This window comes from Bradyrhizobium sp. (genome assembly GCF_035309285.1).
Taxonomy (GTDB): Bacteria; Pseudomonadota; Alphaproteobacteria; order Rhizobiales; family Xanthobacteraceae; genus Bradyrhizobium.
Window position 1 is genome coordinate 13,622 of sequence record NZ_DATGFH010000074.1, and the last position, 20,995, is coordinate 34,616.

The 20,995-nt window shown below is 63.3% G+C and carries 16 protein-coding genes; 11 read left to right on the plus strand and 5 right to left on the minus strand.

Features of this window, described 5'->3' with window-relative positions:
• Positions 1-2: 2 nt before the first annotated feature.
• The gene (locus VKR55_RS14500; RefSeq protein ID WP_324404516.1) at positions 3-2,507 is read right to left on the minus strand and encodes a penicillin-binding protein 1A; all 2,505 of its coding nucleotides are present in this window, start codon (positions 2,505-2,507) and stop codon (positions 3-5) included.
• Positions 2,508-2,718: 211 nt separating this feature from the next.
• Entirely contained in the window at positions 2,719-4,029 is a 1,311-nt protein-coding gene (locus VKR55_RS14505) for an N-acetylmuramoyl-L-alanine amidase (RefSeq protein ID WP_324404518.1), read from the minus strand.
• 710 nt (positions 4,030-4,739) lie between these two features.
• Here VKR55_RS14505 and VKR55_RS14510 point away from each other — a divergent pair.
• From VKR55_RS14510 to VKR55_RS14530, 5 genes are all read left to right on the plus strand, one after another.
• Entirely contained in the window at positions 4,740-7,802 is a 3,063-nt protein-coding gene (locus tag VKR55_RS14510) for an Rne/Rng family ribonuclease (protein ID WP_324404520.1), read from the plus strand.
• A 166-nt stretch (positions 7,803-7,968) separates the two neighbouring features.
• Positions 7,969-9,027, plus strand: coding sequence for a YeiH family protein (locus VKR55_RS14515; protein ID WP_324404522.1), 1,059 nt, complete (start codon positions 7,969-7,971; stop codon positions 9,025-9,027).
• Positions 9,028-9,038: 11 nt separating this feature from the next.
• Positions 9,039-9,917: a LysR family transcriptional regulator gene (locus VKR55_RS14520; protein ID WP_324404524.1), complete on the plus strand. Its 879-nt coding sequence runs from the start codon at positions 9,039-9,041 to the stop codon at positions 9,915-9,917.
• Positions 9,918-10,257: 340 nt separating this feature from the next.
• Positions 10,258-10,446 (plus strand): hypothetical protein, encoded by a 189-nt coding sequence (locus tag VKR55_RS14525; RefSeq protein WP_324404526.1) that lies wholly within the window; start codon positions 10,258-10,260, stop codon positions 10,444-10,446.
• Between the two features lie 116 nt (positions 10,447-10,562).
• A complete protein-coding gene (locus VKR55_RS14530; RefSeq protein ID WP_324404528.1) occupies positions 10,563-11,540 on the plus strand; it encodes an MvdC/MvdD family ATP grasp protein in 978 nt (325 codons plus the stop codon).
• On the opposite strand, the gene VKR55_RS14535 is transcribed toward VKR55_RS14530, so the two are convergent.
• The 3 genes from VKR55_RS14535 to VKR55_RS14545 all read right to left on the minus strand — a co-directional run bounded on the left by VKR55_RS14535 (position 11,470) and on the right by VKR55_RS14545 (position 14,725).
• Complete coding sequence (locus VKR55_RS14535; RefSeq protein WP_324404530.1) at positions 11,470-13,281, minus strand: ABC transporter ATP-binding protein; 1,812 nt, start codon at positions 13,279-13,281, stop codon at positions 11,470-11,472. The two genes, VKR55_RS14530 and VKR55_RS14535, sit on opposite strands and share 71 nt — an antisense overlap.
• 107 nt (positions 13,282-13,388) lie before the next feature.
• Complete coding sequence (locus VKR55_RS14540) at positions 13,389-13,526, minus strand: hypothetical protein (protein ID WP_324404532.1); 138 nt, start codon at positions 13,524-13,526, stop codon at positions 13,389-13,391.
• Entirely contained in the window at positions 13,523-14,725 is a 1,203-nt protein-coding gene (locus VKR55_RS14545) for a pyridoxal phosphate-dependent aminotransferase (protein ID WP_324404534.1), read from the minus strand. The genes VKR55_RS14540 and VKR55_RS14545 overlap by 4 nt, the downstream gene beginning before the upstream one ends.
• Positions 14,726-14,859: 134 nt before the next feature.
• On the opposite strand from VKR55_RS14545, the gene VKR55_RS14550 reads away from it, so the two are divergent.
• The 6 genes from VKR55_RS14550 (at position 14,860) to accC (ending at position 20,756) form a co-directional block, all read left to right on the plus strand.
• Positions 14,860-16,278, plus strand: a complete 1,419-nt coding sequence (locus VKR55_RS14550) for a M48 family metalloprotease (protein WP_324404536.1) — start codon at positions 14,860-14,862, stop codon at positions 16,276-16,278.
• Between the two features lie 84 nt (positions 16,279-16,362).
• Positions 16,363-17,124 (plus strand): DsbA family protein, encoded by a 762-nt coding sequence (locus VKR55_RS14555; protein WP_324404538.1) that lies wholly within the window; start codon positions 16,363-16,365, stop codon positions 17,122-17,124.
• Between the two features lie 179 nt (positions 17,125-17,303).
• Positions 17,304-18,053 (plus strand): DUF1236 domain-containing protein, encoded by a 750-nt coding sequence (locus tag VKR55_RS14560; RefSeq protein WP_324404540.1) that lies wholly within the window; start codon positions 17,304-17,306, stop codon positions 18,051-18,053.
• Positions 18,054-18,302: 249 nt separating this feature from the next.
• Entirely contained in the window at positions 18,303-18,785 is a 483-nt protein-coding gene (gene aroQ, locus VKR55_RS14565; protein WP_324404542.1) for a type II 3-dehydroquinate dehydratase, read from the plus strand.
• 51 nt (positions 18,786-18,836) lie between these two features.
• Positions 18,837-19,337, plus strand: coding sequence for an acetyl-CoA carboxylase biotin carboxyl carrier protein (accB, locus tag VKR55_RS14570; RefSeq protein ID WP_324404544.1), 501 nt, complete (start codon positions 18,837-18,839; stop codon positions 19,335-19,337).
• Between the two features lie 69 nt (positions 19,338-19,406).
• Complete coding sequence (gene accC / locus VKR55_RS14575; RefSeq protein WP_324404546.1) at positions 19,407-20,756, plus strand: acetyl-CoA carboxylase biotin carboxylase subunit; 1,350 nt, start codon at positions 19,407-19,409, stop codon at positions 20,754-20,756.
• Positions 20,757-20,995 lie beyond the last annotated feature (239 nt).

Genomic DNA, 20,995 nt, shown 5'->3' on the forward strand with positions numbered 1-20,995 from the left:
CGCTAGTACAGGCTCCCAGTCCCCGGGCGCATGATCGACATGGCGTCGGGCTGCGTGGCCTGGGGGATCAGCGTGCGATTGGAATCGGGATCGCCTACACCGATGACCGAGTAGTTGTCCGGCGGCGCCGTGCCCGGCTTGAACGCTTCGAGAATGGTTCCGGCGGTCTCAGCCGGGCCCGCGCGCATGCCGGTCTTGGACACGACGCGGACGAGCTTGATGCCGGCCGGGATCTTGAACGGCGTCGCAGGCTTGTCCGCGAGCGCCAGTTTCAGGAAGTCGCGGGCGATCGGCGCCGCCAGATGCCCGCCGGTAGCCGCGTTGCCCCTGCCGAGCGGCCGAGGCTTGTCGTAGCCCATGTAAACGCCGACCACCATGTCGGGCGAGAAGCCGATGAACCAGGCGTCCTTCGCTTCGTTGGTGGTGCCGGTCTTGCCGGCGATCGGCTTGCCCACCTCCCTGAGCACGGTCGCCGTGCCGGCCTGCACCACGCCTTCCATCATCGACGTGATCTGGTAAGCGGTCATCGCGTCCAACACCTGCTCGCGGCGGTCGATGAGCTGCGGCTCGGGCTGGTTGTGCCAGCCCTCCGGCGCATCGCAGCCGCGGCATTCGCGGGCATCATGCTTGAAGATGGTATGGCCGTAGCGATCCTGGATGCGGTCGATCAGGGTCGGCTTCACGCGGCGTCCGCCATTGGCGATCATCGAGTAAGCCGTGACCATGCGCATGACGGTGGTCTCCCCGGCGCCAAGCGCGTAGGAGAGATAATTCGGCAACTCGTCATAGACGCCGAAGCGCCGCGCATATTCCGATATCAGCGGCATGCCGATATCTTGCGCGAGGCGGACCGTCACGGTGTTCAAGGACAGGCGCAGCGCGTTGCGCAGTGTCGTCGGTCCCTGATAATGGCCGTTGGAGAAGTTTTCCGGACGCCAGACCCCTCCGCCCTGCCCCTGATCGATTTCGATCGGCGCGTCGAGCACAACGGTCGACGGCGTGTAGCCGTTGTCGAGCGCGGCGGAATACACGATCGGCTTGAACGAGGAGCCCGGCTGACGATAGGCTTGGGTCGCGCGGTTGAACTGGCTTTGGTCGAACGAGAAGCCGCCGACCATGGCCAGCACGCGGCCGGTATGGGGATCCATGGCGACCATGGCTCCGGACACCTCGGGTATCTGTTCGAGCCGATACTCGCCGTCGACGGGTTTGCCATCCTTGAACAGGGGATCGACATAGATCACATCGCCCGGCTGCAGCACCTGCGAGACCGTCGTCGGAATTTTGCCGCGCAGGGGGCCGGAGGCGGCCTTCGCCCACTTCACGCCATCGAGCGACACGAGACCGGTGTTGCGCTCCTTGCTCACAGCGCCACCGAGGTCGCGCCCGGGCTGAAAGCCGATACGGGCCGACTGCGCGCTGGTTTCCAGCACCACGGCCATCTGCCACGGCGAAATGTCCGAGAGCGATTTCACGTCGGCGAGCTTGACGCCCCAGTCACCGGAAATATTGAGTTTCTGGATCGGACCGCGATAGCCCTGCTCCTCGTCATATTTGACGAGACCAGCCACCATGGTCTTGCGCGCCATGACCTGGATCTTGGGATCGAGCGTCGTGCGCACCGACAGGCCGCCTTCGTACAGCTTCTTCTCCCCATAGCGATCGAAGAGGTCGCGGCGGACTTCCTCGGCAAAATATTCGCCGGCGAAGGTGCGCGCGCTGTTGGCGTGGTTGGCGACGACCAGCGGCGCCTTGCGCGCCGCGTCGGCGTCGGAGGCCTTGATCCAGCCGTTCTCCTGCAGGCGATCGATCACATAGTTGCGGCGCTCGATCGCGCGGTCGTGGTTGCGCACCGGATGCAGCGCCCCCGGCATCTTCGGCAAGGCCGCCAGATAAGCGGCTTCCGCGATCGTGAGCTCGTTGACCGATTTGTCGAAATAGACCAGCGAGGCCGCGGCGATGCCGTAGGCGCCGAGGCCGAGATAGATCTCGTTGAGATAGAGCTCGAGGATCTTGTCTTTCGAGTAGGCGCGCTCCAGCCGCATCGCAAGCAGGGCTTCCTTGATCTTGCGCGAGAAGGACACCTCGTTGGTCAGGAAGAAGTTCTTCGCGACCTGCTGGGTGATTGTGGAAGCGCCCTGCGGACGGCGGTTGGAGCCATAGTTCTCCGCATAGAGGATGGCGGCACGCGCCATGCCTGAATAATCGATGCCGCCATGCTCGTAGAAATTCTTGTCCTCGGCCGCAAGGAACGCGTTGATCACGAGTTTCGGCACGGCCTGGATCGGCAAATAGAGCCGCCGCTCCTTGGCGTATTCACCGAGCAGCGAACCGTCCGCCGCATGGACGCGCGTCATCACCGGCGGCTCGTAATCCTGGAGCTGGGAGTAGTCGGGTAGATCCTTGGAGAAATGCCAGATTGCCCCCGCAACGCCGGCGATGCCAACCAGGAACACCACGGTTCCGGCCGCGAACAGGAATCCCAAAAACCGCACCAGCAAGCGCATTATCGATCCGCTTTATTCCGTTCAACCGTCGTTCAAACTTTGGGCGCCCAGAACAAGGCGGCGCATTCCTAAACCTGGCCCGGCGAGTGCTTCGGCTTGCCGGGCTCATCGTACTTTTGTTGCGGCGGAATTTTCAGCGATTCCGAACACCTTAGGTGTTTTTCTATAGAGCCGCCGCTGTGGCCAAACTAGGGCCTATCGGTTCCCTTCTTCAGTTGGCGGGCGTTGCCGTCGCCAGCCGCTTGGCCAGAAATGCGTCAATCGCCTGGGCCATCGAGTTGGCGGTCTTGGTGCGCCAGCTTTCCGAAACCAGATGTTCAAGGTCGCCTTTGTTCGAGACGTAGCCAAGCTCGACCAGCACCGAGGGGACATCCGGTGCTTTCAGCACCCGGAAACCGGCCGATTTCAGGGGATGCTTGTGCATCCTGGTCACGGTCTTCATCTCACCCATCAAGAGACGGGCGAAGCGGTTTGAAAATGTGCGGGTTTCGCGTTGGGCGAGGTCGATCAGGATATCCGCCACCTCGGTCGGCTCCTGGGCGAGATTGACGCCACCAATGGCGTCAGCGCGGTTTTCCGATTCCGCCAGCCGCTCGGCTTCCGCGTCCGTGGCCTTGTCGGAAACCGTGTAAATCGTCGCGCCTTGTGCGTCGCCCTCGCCATGCGCCAGATAGTCGGCGTGGATCGAGACGAACAATGCAGCGCCTTGGGTGCGGCCAACCTTCACGCGATCATCAAGGGGAATGAAGGTGTCATCGGTGCGCGTCATGACCACTCGGTATTTGCCGCTCCTCTCGAGCCGGTCGCGGAGCGCAAGGCCAAAGGCCAGCACCAGGTTTTTCTCGGTTTCTTCGCCCGAGCGCGTGCCGTTGTCGATGCCGCCATGGCCGGGATCGATCACAACGACGGGGCGGGAATCGGTCGGCGCAGCGGGTCTCGTGGTGGCCACCGGCGCCACCTGCGGCGGGACGGTCGCGGCACTCGTCTGGGAGGGGGCAGGCTTTGGCGGCGGTTGGGTTTGTGCCGTCAAGGCCTGCATGAAACTTGTGGGGTCGGTCTCTTCCAACTCCAGGACCAATCGCGGCGGCTGGCCGTTGGCGGGATCGAGCATCGCGGAGCTTGTAATCTTGGCCGGTCCGGTCAGGTCGAAGACGATGCGGGAGCCACCCGGCATCACCAGCCCATAGCGGAATGCCCTGATCAGCCCTCGCCCGGCCGATCCGGTGCCCGCGGGAAGGCGGAAGCTGACTTGCGGAATATCGACCACCAGCCGGTACGGGTCGGCCAGCGTAAAGGCGCGGAACGGGATGGTCTTGTCGAGATCGAGCACAAAACGGGTCTGCTTGATGTCGCCGGCTAGCCGGGCGCCCGAGGCGACGGGGTAGCTCAAGGAGTGGCTTTGGACAGGGGGCGGCGCTTGCTCTTCCGCCGCGCTCACCAAGGTGAGGCCGAACCACAGCAATGCTGCGCCGCACAAGAGCGCACAACCCAGCAAAATCCTTTGATTCGCGCGGCTCGCCACCGACTCCGTGCCTCCGAGCAGCCCTTTTTACCGCATTAGGACTACAGCGTTAACGGCTCCCTAAGCGAGCCCCCAGCGATTACGGGGGAGTGTTGCACCCTTACGACGCTTCCCTTGCATGGGCCCCCCAATCCACGTATGTACGGGGTGCTGACGGCTAATACTCTCGGTTGCGTCGCGTTCAGCCTCCCGGTGCAGCGGTGGAACCTCGATCTTTTTGAGATTCCAGCGTTTCTATCCCTTCCTTGAGCGCCAGCGCGAGCCGCGCGGCCCGCAGGAAGGGGTGGTTTTGAGCCCGAGCGGCTTCGGTCCATAGGCTTTTCGTTCCAGGACCGGCTTTGAGAGGCGACCGACCCCGATATCGGACCCCGGCCGGGGTCTGCAGGTGATTTCAGGCGACCGCGATCCGCGCCAGCCACCTGGCTTTCAGCAAAGAGTTACGGCGGCGCCTGCTGCCGCCGACATGTTCCAGACGGGCCGACGCTTGATGCGCCAGACTGTGTTGCCGACCAAAACCAGCGGACATTCCGCAGCCCAGCGGAGCGACGGCTCCGTGCTGCGGCATGTTCCGCGCCGGTTGGACTCGGCGAGGCGCACGCTGTCGCGTTTTGGCCTTCCCCTCACCCCCGAATCAGGTGGACCGTCGCGTCACCCGACAGCGCGATCAGCGCTCACGGACCCACGCGCCCGCCGCCGCCAAGAGTTCCAAAATGCCCAACAAGATGTTGATCGATGCCACCCACCCGGAAGAAACCCGGGTTGTCGTGGTCCGTGGCAATCGCGTCGAAGAATTTGATTTCGAAACCGCCCAGCGCAAGCAACTGCGCGGCAATATCTACCTCGCCAAGGTCACGCGGGTAGAGCCCTCACTCCAGGCCGCGTTCGTCGAATATGGCGGCAACCGCCACGGCTTCCTCGCCTTCAGCGAAATCCATCCCGACTACTACCAGATTCCGGTCGCCGACCGTCAGGCGCTGATCGAGGCCGACGAACGCGCCCACCGCGAGGCCGAGGAAGAGAGCGAGCATCGTTCGAGCCGAAGACGCTCGCGCCATCGCAGCTCGCGCCGTCGCGGCAGCGGCGACCATATCCAGAGCGACATCGTCGAGCATGCCGAGGCGCCGGAGGCCACTTCCTTCGCCGATCACGAGCAGCCGCATGACAGCGAACGTCCCGCCGACGCCGGGCTTCCCGCGCACGAAACCATCGAGTCGCATGACCACAATGGTCAGGAGCCCAACGCCTATGAGCATGACGATCATGGACACGATGATCATGGTCATGACGACGAAGCCGGCGCCCCGGCCGTCGCCGCGCCGGAGGAGCAATCGCATGCGGAAATGCCGGTAGCGGCTGTCGTCGAAGCTTCGGTCGCTGCGACTTCCCAGGACCCGGCCGAGCTTCGTGACGAAATCGCACGCGACGAGCGCGCCGACGAGGAGCAGGTCGAGGAAAACGTCGCACATGCTGACGATGCGCCCGAACATGCCCTCGAAGAGCATGCGGCCGCGCCGCTGGAAGAACATTCCGAACATTCGCTCGCGCCGCAGGGCGACGAACCTCACGAGGATGACGACGGCGAAGAAGACGCCGAGGAAGAAGTCGTCGAATCCGTCGGCGGCGATGACGTGCTCGAGGAAGTGCCGGAGCGGCCGTTCCGTCCGCGCCGCCAGTACAAGATCCAGGAAGTCATCAAGCGCCGCCAGGTGATGCTGGTGCAGGTGGTCAAGGAAGAGCGCGGCAACAAGGGCGCGGCGCTGACGACCTACCTCTCGCTCGCCGGCCGCTATGCGGTCCTGATGCCCAACACCGCGCGCGGCGGCGGCATCAGCCGCAAGATCACGTCCGCGCAGGATCGCTCCCGGCTCAAGGAAGTGGTCCAGGAGCTCGATGTGCCCGAAGGCATGGGCATCATCCTGCGCACCGCCGGCGCCTCGCGCACCAAGCCCGAGATCAAGCGCGACTTCGAATATCTGATCCGGATGTGGGAGACCGTGCGCGACACGACCCTGAAGTCGCAGGCTCCCACCCTCGTCTACGAGGAAGGCTCGCTGATCAAGCGCTCGCTGCGCGACCTTTACAACAAGGAGATCGACGACATTCTGGTGGCGGGCGAAGCCGGCTATCGCGAAGCGCGCGATTTCATGAAGATGCTGATGCCGGCAAATGTGCGCGCGGTGAAGCAGTATCGCGACGGCCAGCCCTTGTTCTCGCGGATGGGCGTCGAAAGCCAACTGGATGCGATGTTCTCGCCGACCGTGCAATTGCGCTCCGGCGGTTACATCGTGATCAACCAGACCGAGGCGCTGGTCTCGATCGACGTCAACTCCGGCCGCGCCACGCGCGAGCACCATATCGAGGATACCGCGCTCAAGACCAATCTGGAGGCGGCCGAGGAAGTCGCGCGGCAGCTTCGTCTGCGCGATCTTGCGGGCCTGATCGTCATCGACTTCATCGACATGGACGAGAAGCGCAACAACCGTGCGGTGGAGCGCAAGCTGTCCGATTGCCTGAGGCAGGATCGCGCCCGCATCCAGGTCGGCCGCATCTCGCATTTCGGCCTTTTGGAGATGTCGCGCCAGCGCATCCGCGCCAGCGTGTTGGAAAGCTCGACCGAGCCCTGTCCGCAATGCGGCGGCACCGGTCATGTCCGGTCGGTGTCATCGGTCGCGCTGCAGCTCCTGCGCGGGATCGAGGAAATCCTGATGAAGGGCGCGACCCACAATCTCGTGGTGCGCACCCGCAACGACGTCGCGCTCTATGTGCTGAACCACAAGCGCGGCCATCTGAGCGACCTCGAGAACGCCTTCAAGGTCACGCTGTCGATCGCCTCCGATCCCAATGTCAGCGGCGTGCAATCCTACATCATCGATCGCGGCGAGCAGGTGCATACGCTGGAAGCGGCGAAGGCCCTGCTTGCTGCGCAGGCGACGACAACCCCCGCCGAGACGGAAGAAGCCTTCGACGAGGATGAACCCTTCGACGCCGAGTTCGAGTCGGAAGTGGAAACCGAGGAGACCGAGGGGCTTGCCGAGGATGCAGGCGCCGAGGGCGACGGCGAGCAGGAGGGCCAGGGTCAGCGCCGCAAGCGGCGCCGGCGCCGGCGCGGCCGTGGCGGCGGCGAGGCGCGTGAGGCCAGCCAGCAGCCGCGCGAAGACGGCGAAATGGTTTTCGGCGAACAGGCGGCCCCGTTCGACGCGACGGCCGATGAAGGTGAATCCGAGGAGGACGATTCCGAGGAGCAGCCGGCCTTTGCGCGCGGCGACAGCCAGGGCAGTGGCGAGCGTCGGCCGCGCCGCCGCGGTCGCCGTGGCGGACGCCGCCGCCGTGGCGGTGGCGACCGCGCGGAGGATGGCCTTCCCGGTTCGATCTCGGACGAGCTTGCGCCGCCGTCGACTTCCGAAGCGACTGATGCGGTCGCCGATTTCGATGTCGGCGCTGCGCCCGCGCCTGCGCTGCCGGAAGTGCATCCCGAGCCGATTGCCCCCGCGGCGGAGCCGCAACCGGCTTATCCGGCTTCACCCGAGGCGGTCAGCGCGCCAGCGCCCGAACCGGAGCCGCATGATGGCGAAAAGCACGTGCCGCGCCGGTCCACGGTGCGCGAGAAGGTCAGCTTTGCGACCAGCACCCTGCCCGCTACGGCGCAGGCTCCTGTTGATCATGCGGCGCCCGAGCCGGCATCTGCCCCCGAGGCTGAGCCCGCTTCCGAGAGCCCATCCGAGCAGCCGCGCAAGGCCGGATGGTGGTCGCGTCGTTTCGGCGGCGGGCAGTAAGGACCTTGCTGTTTTTAGTGGAAAACCGCCTGGCCAAGCCGGGCGGTTTTTTGTTGCCCGCGCCTCGCTCGATGCATTGACGAAATCGATTATAATATACAAAATTATCAATTATACTGATTGATCGAACCCTGCGATGGTGAGCCGGCAACAAAGGAGCTCGGCCATGACCGACAAGGCTCATCTCGCCATCGCAGACGCCGCCCCATCTGAACCAGCTTTCGTCTCCCGCGCGGTTTCGACCACGGCCGCCACGATCCCCGGCCTCTTTCTCGTCACCTTTGTCACGATAACGGCGTTCGGCCTCAGGCTCGCTCCAGCGGCTGCGATCTTCAGTCCGATGATCCTGGCGATCCTTGCCGGCATTCTCTTCCACAATATTGTCGGCACGCCGCACAGCGCGAAAGCCGGCGTCACCTTTGCCATGCGCCGCCTGCTGCGCCTCGCCATCATCCTGCTCGGGCTGCAGCTCACGGCCGCGCAGATCCTGGCCGTCGGCTATAGCGGCATCGTCGTCATCGTACTGGCACTTGGTGCCACCTTCCTGTTCACGACCTCATTCGGAAAGCTCCTCGGCGTAGAGCACAAGCTCGCGCAACTGATCGCCGCCGGCACCTCGATCTGCGGTGCTTCCGCCGTGATCGCGACCAACACCGTCACCAACGCTCCTGACGAAGACGTCGCCTATGCCGTCGCCTGCGTGACGCTGTTCGGCTCAATTGCGATGTTCACCTATCCGTTGCTGCCAGCGCTGCTGCACCTCGATGCCCGCACCTATGGCCTGTGGAGTGGCGCCTCGATCCACGAGATCGCGCAGGTCGTCGCCGCCGCATTCCAGATCAACAAGGAGGCCGGCGAGTTCGCCACCATTGCCAAGCTCACCCGGGTTGCGATGCTGGCGCCGGTGGTGATGACGCTCGCCTTCCTCGCGCGCAGCAGTGCCGCCCGACATCATTCGCGGAAGGCCAGCGCGCCGATGCCGTGGTTCGTGCTCGGCTTCATCGCGATGGTCGCGCTCAACAGCGCGATCGCGATTCCTCCCGAGGTGAAGAGCCCGCTCGTCACCGCAACGACCTTCCTCTTGTCGATGGCACTCGCCGCCATGGGGCTTGAGACCGATATCAAAAAGCTTCGCGCGCGCGGGTTGCGGCCGCTGCTGCTCGGTGCGGTCGCCTTCCTCTTCATCGCGGGCTTTAGCCTCGCGCTGGTCAAACTCATCTCATAGGAGATGCCGTCATGACGCTGGAGCAGCTCAGGATCTTTGTCGCCGTCGCCGAGCTCGAGCACGTGACCAGGGCTGCTCAACGTCTCAACCTCACCCAGTCGGCGACCAGCGCGGCCATCGCCGCCCTGGAAGAGCGTTATGCCACCCGCCTGTTCGACCGCATCGGTCGCAACATCCGCCTGACCGACGCCGGCCGGCAGTTCCTGCCAGACGCGCGCGCGGTCCTGGCGCGCGCCGGTGCCGCGGAAGCAGCGCTATCCGACTTTTCCGGGCTGAAGCGAGGACACCTGAGCGTGGCAGCGAGCCAGACCGCCGGCAACTATTGGCTGCCTGCGCCGCTATTCAAGTTCCGCAAGCAATATCCGGGCATCTCGATCGATTTGCGGATCGGCAATACCGAACAGGTCGCGAATTGGGTCGAAGCCGGACAGGCCGATCTCGGCGTGGTCGAAGGCGACGTCGACGCGCCAACCCTCTCGGTCCACCCGATCATCGAAGATGAACTGGTGCTGGTGGTCGGGCCCACGCATGCTTACGCCAAACGGCGCGCACTGAAGCCGCAGGAATTGCGCAACATCGAGTGGGTCGTGCGCGAGAAAGGCTCCGGCACGCGCGCCGTGTTCGAGGCGGCTCTGAAGAAGTTTGGCATCACCCTGAAGGAGATCGAAATCGCGCTGGAGCTGCCCTCGAACGAGGCGGTGCGCACGGCCGTACAGGCCGGTGCCGGCGCCACGCTGATCTCCAGGCTGGTCGCTGGCAACGCGCTGCGCGCAGGAACGCTGGTCCGGCTTGCGATTACTCTGCCGAACCGGCGCTTCTTCCTTTTGCGGCATAAAGAGCGCCGCGTCACGCCGGCGGAGCGGGAGTTCATCGCCGCGCTCGCCGGCTGAACCGACGCCTTTGTTTTGCGCATGATGGATGCAAAGCGCGCCTTCGAACCCGAATCCCGTATCGAATCAAGGTTTGGGTGCGTCGAGTCGATCGTGATGGGGCGAGGCGGTGCCCGTTTCACCGAAAGGACGGTGTCGTCGCGACCAGGCACACTAACTTGAACGGAACCCGATATTATCCTATACGCGCGTAGGGATCGGGACGCTCCGCACGAAATTGGCGGAGCCGTCGTAGTCGTTTGTCCTGCACCCAAATCGTCCTGTGCCTAGCTCTCTGCCAAGATCCTGTTTTCACGCGGACTTCCTTTACCTGGGTTTCCAACATTTGGAGAATAAGACGATGATCTCGCTTGAACACGTTGCTCGCAAAAAAATCCAAATCGATCAGGTCGCTCCCGGCATCGAGCCGGTCTACGACCACGCCAAACAACAGCGCTGGGACGATGAAAATTTCGAATCGCGCAAGATCTACATGAAGAGCTCGACGCGATTTGACGGCGAGACAGACAACGGCGGCGACGACAGGTAACGCGATCGCACCTGCACCCGCCGGTGCCGTCGATCTCAAGCCCCTTGCAGCAGACTAGCCGCGAGGGGCCTTCCATTGCCGGGGCAAGGGATTTCGGAGATTCCGTCAGGAATGTCATGACAGGCGCCCCTGGCATCACCTTCATCTACACCAATTCCCATGACGTAACGACGGACCTCCTGGTGTCGAAGATCGGCACCGAGCGGATTTTCCGATTCAATTTCAACCTCTGGCACGATTACAAGATCCGGCTGACCTCTTTGGGCTTCGAGATCGAAAATCCAGTCGGCCGCAAGATTACCGATCGCGAGGTAGCCAAGTTCTATTGGCGCAAGCCGATGCGCTCGAAAGATCTCACCCCCGGAATTGCGGTGTCCGATCGAGACAATTACATCGAGGAAGAGCTTTGGTACATGATGCGCGAGGCCATGAACCTGTTGTGGTCGCGCGGCCGGCTGGTTCTCGTCGAGCCTTTCGCGGACGTTCGCTGCGGCAAGCTGATGCAGGCGCGCGCCGCGAGCCGCTATTTTGCCGTCCCGCCTTTCAATTGTCTGTTTGGTTCGCCACAGGCGCTGCGGCCGCGACGACGGTCGGTGGTCAAAAGCCTGAGTTCGACGCGACTCGACAAGACTTCGGTGTTTTACACCACGGCAGTCGAGGAAAGCGAATTGGATCCCGCCATTCCCTGGACGATCCAGGACCTGGTCGTTGCCGAGAAAGACGTGACCATTGCCGTCGTTCGCGACAAGCTGTTCGCCTTCGAGCTGGCGCGGCATCCCTTTGTCGACCAGACGCTCGATTGGCGTGAGCTCGCCACCGATTATGTAACCGACGAGTGGAAGGTCCATCCATTACCGCCGGAAATCGCGCGCGGCGCGCTCTCGCTGATGGCGGACCTGGAACTCTGCTATGGGCGGATCGACATGCTGGTGGCAGACGGAGCCTATTTCTTTCTTGAGGTCAATTCGAACGGAGAATGGGGCTGGCTCGATCCGTCCGGTACGCACGGGCTGCTCGGCAAGATCATCGAGGAGATTTCCCCGGATACGCCGCTTCGTCCTCTGCCGACCTCGCGTCCGCCCCGTGATCCATAACGCAATCGCCCTTCTTCTCGTCGGTCTTCCGGCGGGGCGCGGCTGCAGAAATACTGCATAGCTCGGCATAAAGGCCGTCCGCAGCCAGCAACTGCTCGTGCGTGCCCCGTTCGACGATCTCGCCGGCGCGCAAGACGAGAATTTGATCTGCATGCCGCACGGTGCCCAGGCGGTGGGCGATGACGAAGCAAGTACGGCCAGCCATCAGTCTTTGCAACGCTTCCTGGATCAGCGTTTCGGTCGCGGTATCGACGCTCGCTGTCGCTTCATCGAGAACAAGAATGGGCGCGTTTTTCAGCAGCGCACGCGCGATGCTGATGCGCTGCTTTTCGCCAACGCTGAGTTTGACGCCGCGCTCGCCGACCTGCGTATCGTATCCATGCGGCAACCTTGCAACGAAGTCCTGACAATTCGCCGCCGAAGCAGCAGCGAGCAATTCCGCATCGCTGGCCTCAAGCTTGCCGTACAAGATGTTCTCGCGCACGGTTCCGTTGAAAAGGAAGCCCTCCTGACTGACCATCGCGATTTGCGCGCGGAGCACATGCAGCGGGAGAGTCGCGATGTCGACGCCGTCGATAAGGATTCGGCCGCCGCCCGGCGAGTAGAACCCCAACAGGAGGCTGGCGAGCGTCGATTTGCCCGACCCGGTCGGGCCGACCAGTGCGACGACCGTGCCGGGGCGCGCGTGAATCGAGATATTGCCGAGGGCTGACCGCCCATGATTGTAGCTGAATCCCACCTCCTCGAAGCGCACGTCCCCTTGCACGGGCACCGGCAGGGACGCCTTATCCTCGCCCGACGAGCGTTCCTGGGGCGTGTCGAGAATGTCGAATACGCGCTCGCTCGCCGCGCGAGCGGACTGCAGCATCTGGTTGAAGGCCTGCAGCCTGGCGACCGGTTCGTAAAACAGCGTGAGATAAAACAGAAATCCAACCAGTTCGCCGAGCTTGATCTCGCCGGCCGCAACCATCGCTCCGCCGCGCCACAGCACAAGCACGGTGCCGAGCGAGCCGACGAATGTCATTGCCGGTGAATAGACTGACCATATTTTGAGAACACGCAGCGTCTGATGGCGCACCGTGTTCGCCTGTCCGGCGAACCTGGCGTCCTCGTGATCCAGCCTGTCGAAGGCCTTGATCTGGCGGATGCCCTGAAGATTGTCCGCCAGGAGAGAATTCAGCGCGCCCACGCTCTGCTTCGTGGCGCGATACCACCGTACCGCCGTAACCGTGAAGCAGAATGTACCCAGGCTCAGCAGAGGCAGAGGCAGCAATGCCAGCATCGCCAGATGCGGATTCTTCAAGAATAGAATGACAAAGACGGAGGCCACGCTGAGCAGCGCGATGGAGGCCTGCTCGGTACCGTCGATCAAAATGCGCTCGACATAGCCGACATCGTCGACCACCCGCGTCATCAAATCACCTGACGCACGGTCATCGAAAAAGTTGACCGGCAAGCGCTGCAGCCGTGCATAGACTTCGCGCCGCATGTCGTAGATGACATTTTGTTCGAACGTATTGTTCACCAGAATGCGCAGCCAGGTGAAGAGATCGCGCAAGGCGAAGGCCAAAAGCAGCGCGAGGATGGCGTAAGGCAGCCGGGCGACCTTGCCTCCGCTGATCACGTCATCGATGATGTATTGCGTGATCTGGGGAAAGGCGAAGGACCCTCCGAGCGCCAGGACCGCACAGAGGACGTTTGCCAGCGCCAGGAGCTTGTAGGGTCGCAGGTAGGGCGCCACGCGGCGCAGGATTTCGATAGCGGAGCGGGCTTTGGCTGCACCGGAGGCGAGAGGGCTCGAAGCTGTCGCTGACGCATTCATGCGATCATTCGCCCCGTTTTGACGGTTCAGCCATGCCCGGCTTTGATCAGGATTTTCTCCATCAGCAATCGCCGGACCGGCGCCAACCTGTCGCCGAGGCCGATCTCGCCCGGAATACAGCCGACGGTGAAGGGTTGCCCCTGGGGACAGTAGCGCAGGTTCAAGACGCCTCCCCGGTTAGCAACCAGCCGCCGATCCGCGTGACAGCCTCCCGCATCTCCTCGGCGGAGCGCGCATAGGAGAAGCGGATGAAATTCCTGCCGTGGAAGGGATCGAAGTCGACGCCCGGGGTCGCCGCCACCCTCGCCTGCTCCAGCATGCGCTTGGCAAAGTCGAAACTGTCGGAGGTGAACCGCGAGACGTCGGCATAAAGATAGAATGCGCCATCGGCGGGCAGGAAATCGGTGAGGCCCGCCTTCGGCAGGCCCTCGATCAGGATGCGACGGTTCTCCACATAGCCGCGCTTGATCGCCTCCATCTCCTCTGTGCCATCGAAAGCAGCTTCAGCCGCGATCTGCGACAGCGTCGGCACCGAGATCGCGAGATTCTGTTGCAGCCGCTCGATCGGGCGCACCAGCGGCTCCGGCACCACCATCCAGCCGACCCGCCAGCCCGTCATGCAGAAATATTTCGAGAAGGAATTGATGACCAGCGTGCGGGGCGAGAGCTCGGCCGCGGTCACCGCCGGAAGGGCATAATCGAGCCCATGATAGATCTCGTCGGAAATGAAGCGGATCCCGGCTCCCTCAGCGGCGGCGATCAGCGCGGTCAGCGCCTCCCGCGACATCATGGTTCCCGTCGGATTGGCAGGGCTGCCGACGAGAACGCCCTTGAGCGGCGCCTCGCGATGCGCGGCGAGCAACGCCTCCCCGGTCAGGGCATGGCGGGTTTCGCTGGCGGTTTCGATCAGCACCGGCTCGCAGCCGAGCGCGGTGAGAATATGACGGTACGGTGGATAGCCGGGCACGGTGACCGCAACCCGGTCGCCCGGCTCGAACATGGCCAGGAAGGCCAGGATGAATGCGCCCGAGGAACCCGTGGTGACCACGATTCGCCCCGGATCGACCTCACACCGATAGACGTCGCGGTAATGCCGGGCGATGCGCTCGCGCAAGCTCGGAATGCCGAGCGCAGAGGTGTAATCGATCCGGCCCAATTCGAGCGCCCGCCGGGCAGCCGCAATCGCCGTTCGCGGCGCCGGCGCGGAAGGTTGCCCGACTTCCATATGAATCACATGACCGCCGGCCGCCTCGATTCGCTCGGCCGCGCTCATCACGTCCATGACCATGAACGGCGGAACGTCGCTCCGTGCGGAGGCCGAAAGCAGGTTCGCCGCGCGCTCTCTCGGTGTCGCCTTGTCCATCCTTATCTGCTATTTATCCCGCCAAATGGACCCAGCGCGAACCGATTTCGCCGGTGCCCCAGACTAGCCGCATTCCACGGCTTGTTAGGGCATAGCCCTTCTCCGCCATAAAGGCCAATTGCTTTAGGCTCCCAATGCTGCTCGATCCCGCGCGCGCGAAAAGAAGTTCCGGCTTGACCGCTATCCTGGTCGCCGCCACTTTGGTGCTCGCCCAGGTCGCGCCGGTGCAACCGGCGCGGGCGCAGCAGCACAAGGGGCCGCCGGTCTTGCGCGATACCGAGACCGAGCAGCTTCTTCGCGAATACGCCCGCCCGATCCTCAAGGTTGCCGGCCTGGAGAAGCAGAATATCCAGATCGTCATTATCAACGACCCCACCTTCAATGCTTTCGTTGCCGACGGTCACCGCATTTTCGTCAACTACGGGGCGATCCTGGAGTCGGAAACGCCGAACCAGTTGATCGGTGTCCTGGCCCATGAAACCGGCCATCTGGCGGGTGGCCATCTCGCCAAGCTGCACCAGCAACTGGCGCAGGCGCAGACCCAGATGATCATCGCCATGCTGCTCGGCGCCGGCGCCTTGGTGGCCGGCGCCTCCCAAGGCGCAGGCGGCGCGGGCCTGGCTGACGCCGGCGCAGCGGCCATCGCAGGCCCGCAGGAGATGATTCGCCGCTCGCTGCTGTCCTATCAACGCCAACAGGAAGAGAGCGCCGACCGTGCCGGCGTGAAGTTCCTGACCGAGACCGGCCAGTCGCCCAAGGGCATGTACGAGACCTTTAAGCGCTTCGCAGACCAGAGCCTGTTCGCCGCCCACGGCGCTGACCCCTATCTGCAATCACACCCGATGCCCGCCGACCGCGTCGCGGCGCTGGAGGGACTGGCCCGGCAGAGTCCCTATTGGGACAAGCAGGACCCTCCCGCCCTGCAATTCCGCCACGACATGGTGCGGGCGAAAATTGCGGCCTTCATGGAGCGCCAGGACACGGTCTATCGCCGCTATCCGTTGTCGAACACCAGCCTGCCGGCGCGCTATGCCCGCGCCATTACGACCTACTTGCATGGCGATCTCGGCAACGCCGTGGCGCAGATCGATGGGCTAATCCAGGCGCAGCCGAACAATCCCTATTTCTATGAACTGAAGGGCCAGGCGCTGCTCGAGGGCGGAAAGCCCACTGAGGCAATCGCCCCGCTGCACAAGGCGGTCGCGCTATCCAATAACGCGCCCCTCATCGAGATGTTACTTGGGCAGGCGCTGGTCGCTACCGACAACAAGGCCTACACCGACGAGGCGATCACCATCCTTCGCGCTGCGGTGGCCCGCGAGACCGAGGCGCCGCTTGGCTACAGTCAGCTCGCGATGGCCTATGGCCGGAAGGGAGATTACGCCGAGGCCGATCTCGCCTCCGCCCAGGCCGCCTATCTTAGCGGCGACAGCAAGACCGCCCGCGAACTCGCCTCGCGCGCGAAGACCCGCTTTGCCGTCGGCTCGCCCGGCTGGGTCAGGGCTGACGATATCGTTACCGCCAAGCCCTTGCCCGGCCATAAGAATAATTAAGCGTTCACCGTGTTAATCGGATACTGAAAGTCAGGCTATACTGGGTTTCAAGGGAAACCGAGCTCCATCCAGAGGGATCACCCGATGCGTTCTTTCCGCCTCATCGCCATCGCTTCGGTCGCGCTCGCCTTGTTCGGCGCGCCGATGGTCGTGTTCGCACAAAGCTTCAGCGACACCCAGCGCAGAGACATCGAGACCATCATCAGGAATTACCTGGTCAGCCACCCCGAGGTGCTGGAAGATGCGATGAACGAGCTTTCCAAGCGCCAGGCTGCGGCTGAGGCGAAGAAGCATGAGGAGAGCGTCGCCAAGAACGCCGACGAGATCTTCAATTCGCCGCGCGGCGTCGTGCTCGGCAACAAGGACGGCGACGTCACCTTCGTCGAGTTCTTCGACTACAACTGCGGCTACTGCAAGCGCGCGATGGCCGACATGCTGGATCTTCTAAAAACTGATCCGAAGCTGAAGGTCGTTCTGAAGGAATTTCCGGTGCTCAGCGAAGGCTCGGTCGAGGCGGCCAAGGTTGCGGTCGCGGCGCGCATGCAGGATCCGAGCAAATACCTCGCCTTCCATACGAAGCTTCTGGGCGGCCGCGGCCCGGCCGACAAGGCGCGCGCGATGGCCGCCGCCAAGGACGCCGGCTACGATACGGCGCGGATCGAGAAGGACATGACGAGCCCCGAAGTGAAGGCGACGATCGAGGAGGACTTCAAGCTCGCCGAGGCGATGGGTATGAACGGCACGCCGAGCTACGTGATCGGCAAGCAGGTTGTGGTCGGCGCGGTCGGCCTCGAGGGCTTGAAGGAGAAGATTGCGATCGCACGCTGCGGCAAGGCGACCTGCTGACCGCTCTGCTTCTCTTGGCGACCAAGGAAAGGCCGGCGCCAGCGCCGGCCTTTTTGTTCCGCGAAATCGTTCATCCGGCAGTCAGGAAACCGTGCGCCGGAACTCCTTCGCGCAAGGAACATCCCGGATGCCGTTTTCGTTGTCCGCGCGGGCAATGCAAACACTGAGGAGGTATCCATATGTCCAACCGTTTCATGGCTTCGGTCGCGGCACTTGCGCTGATCGCCGGAACCAGCCTTGCCTACGCGCAGGGCGGTGGCATGAAGAATGAGTCCGGCGGCAGCACGATGCAGCACTCGACGACGGGCAACGCTGCCGGCTCCGAATCTTCGGAACAGTCGAAATCGAAGGGCGGGATGAAGGCGGGCCAGTCCGAGCAGAAGTCACCGGGCGCGATGAAGAACCAGAACGCCCAGGAGAAAACGAAGGGCGGGATGAAGGAAGGCCAGTCCGAGCAGAAGTCGCCGGGCGCAATGAAGAAGCAGAACGCTCAGGAGAACACCAAGAGCGGCAACGCCAATCAGCGTGCGGAGGAGCGCAACAAGGCCGGCCAGACCACCGGTCAGAGCAACACGAAGATGCAGGGTCAGCAGAAGGGCGGCACCAACGCCGCCGAAACCAGCACCACGACCCAACGCTCGCAGACAACTACGGGTCAGGCCGGCGCCGGCGCCAAGCTCACCAGCGACCAGCGTACCAAGATCACCACCGTGTTCCGCAGCGAGCACGTTCAGCCCGAGAACAACGTGAACTTCTCGATTTCGGTCGGCACGCGCGTGCCGCGCGAGGGCGTGCATTTCCGTCCGCTTCCGGCGCAGGTCGTGACGATCTATCCGCAGTGGCGCGGCTACGAGTTTATCCGCGTCCGCGACCAGATCCTGGTGATCGATCCTAACACCTACGAGATCGTCGCCATCCTCGAGGCCTAAGGCGCTGGTACAGACTTTCATTGGGGCGGGCCGCGTGCCCGCCCCTATTTCTTCTTGCGGACCCCGCCCCCCGGCGCACCCTCGACACCGATCGTCAGCGTTGGTTAATCAGCAATTTCCGTAAGTTCCACCGGGCTTTTTTCAAGCTGGATGAGGGATTTGGGGCGGACCCTGGCGGCCTAAAGGCTTCCCCTCGAGGCGGGAGTTACCTATAACCGCGCGCACATCAGCCACATTGCCGGGATTGGGATGGCCAAAAGCCCCGACCAGACGATCTATGTTCTCAACGGTCCGAACCTCAACCTCCTCGGGACCCGCGAGCCCGAGACCTATGGCCACGCTACGCTTGCCGATGTCGAGAAGCTCTGCGCCGACACAGCCGCGCAGTTCGGCCTGAGAGCCGATTGCCGGCAGTCCAATCGCGAAGGCGAATTGGTCGATTTCATCCACGAGGCGCACGCCAGGAAAGCCGCCGGCATCATCATCAATGCCGGCGGCTATTCCCACACCTCGATCGCGCTGCATGATGCGCTGAAGGCCGTCGCAATTCCGACCGTCGAAGTGCATATCTCCAACATCCATGCACGGGAGAGCTTTCGGCATCATTCATTCACCGCCAAGGCCGCTATTGCCGTCCTGTGCGGCTTCGGCATCGACGGTTACCGGTTGGCGATCAATGGCCTTGCCGCCAAGATCGGCGTCAAGGCCGTGGGCGCTGGCTCCAAGGCCTGACGCTTCTCGACCCAATCGACCCACCAAGAGCAGAGTTTTCGGATCAAGATCATGGCGCGCCAGCCGGACGCAAAGACGACACCCAAATTCTCGAGCGACGACAGCGCGCTCATCCGCGAGCTTGCACTCCTGCTCGACGAGACGAGTCTCACCGAGATCGAGATCGAGCGCGCGGGCTTGCGCGTGCGCGTCGCGCGCAACATCTCGATCGCAGCCGGAATCCCGGCGAATGTTCCGCTCGCCACAGCCGCTCCCGTAGCGGCTGCGTCACCGGCGGCCGCTGCCGCAGCCGCCGCCACGGCCGACCTCTCCAAGCATCCCGGCGTCGTGCCCTCGCCGATGGTCGGTACCGCCTATTGGGCGCCGGAGCCCGGCGCGAAGCCTTTTATCGAGGTCGGCGCAAAAGTGTCTGCCGGGCAAACGTTGCTCATCATCGAAGCCATGAAGACGATGAACCAGATTCCCTCGCCGCGCGCCGGCACCGTGACGCAGATCCTCGTCGAGGATGGGCAGCCGGTGGAATTCGGCGAGCCACTCGTGATTATTGAATAGCGAATGGCGAATGGCGAATAGGGAAGAAGGAGACCATTCGCCATTCGCCATTCGCCCACTTGAGACAACATGTTCGACAAGATCCTCATAGCCAATCGCGGCGAGATCGCGCTTCGCATCCTGCGGGCGTGCAAGGAGTTGGGTATCTCCACCGTCGCGGTGCATTCGACCGCTGACGCCGACGCCATGCATGTGCGGCTGGCGGACGAGAGCGTGTGCATCGGCCCGCCGCCGTCGAAGGACAGCTATCTCAACATACCCGCACTGCTTGCGGCCTGCGAGATCACAGGCGCCGAAGCGGTGCATCCCGGTTACGGCTTCCTCTCCGAGAACGCCCGCTTTGCCGAGATCCTCGCCGATCACAATCTGCAATTCATCGGCCCGAAGGCTGAGCATATCCGCCTGATGGGCGACAAGATCGAGGCCAAGAAGACCGCCAAGAAGCTCGGCATTCCCGTGGTGCCCGGCTCCGATGGCGCGGTCGGGCCGGACGATGACGCGATGGCGATCGCGAAAGCGATCGGCTTTCCGGTGCTGGTGAAGGCGGCGGCCGGCGGCGGCGGCCGCGGCATGAAGGTTGCGCCGACGGAAGCCGATCTTGCGCTTGCCCTGGCCACGGCCGCCAACGAAGCCAAGTCCGCCTTCGGCGACGCTTCGGTCTATCTCGAAAAATATCTCGCCAAGCCGCGCCACATCGAGATCCAGGTGCTCGGCGACGGCCGTGGCGGCGCCATCCATCTCGGCGAGCGCGACTGCTCGCTGCAGCGGCGCCACCAGAAGGTCTGGGAGGAAGGCCCCTCGCCCGCGCTTGATGCAGCCGCGCGGGCAAAGATCGGCCTCACAGTCGCCAGGGCGATGCAGCAGTTGAAATATCTCGGCGTCGGCACCGTCGAGTTCCTGTACGAGGACGGCGAGTTCTACTTCATCGAGATGAACACCCGCATCCATGTCGAGCATCCCGTGACCGAGATGATCACGGGTATCGACCTCGTGCTGGAGCAAATCCGCATCGCCGCCGGCGGCGATCTGCCGGCCACGCAGGACCAGGTCCAGGTCAACGGCCACGCCATCGAATGCCGGGTCAATGCCGAGAACCCCGTGACCTTCCGTCCCTCGCCCGGCAAGATCCTGCAATACCATCCGCCCGGCGGCCTCGGCGTGCGGATCGATTCCGCCGTGTACCAGGGCTATGTGATCCCGCCCTACTACGACTCACTCGTCGGCAAGCTGATCGTGCACGGCAAGACGCGGGCCGAATGCCTGATGCGGCTGCGCCGCGCACTCGATGAGATGGTGGTGGAGGGCATCGAAACCACGCTGCCGCTGTTCCGCGCGCTGGTGCGGGAAACCGATATTATCGACGGCGATTATCATATTCACTGGCTCGAGCAGTACCTGGCAGGCCAAACGGCAACCTGAGCCGCCGCCATTTATGACGGGTTCCAGATCATGGAACCAAAAACATGGCTGGGGCGTTTCGGTGGGGGCTTGAGCTTCGATTCCGAAGTTCGCATGGTCCTAAACGAATTCGCCGCCGCACTGAATATTTCCCGCTAGGGGGTTTTTGATTTCGTCTGCAACCGCCGAAATGCCGGAAGCGCACAGTGCCCGCGCCATTTGGCAAACCTTGCTGCTTGCAGCCGGCTTTCTCGTGCTGG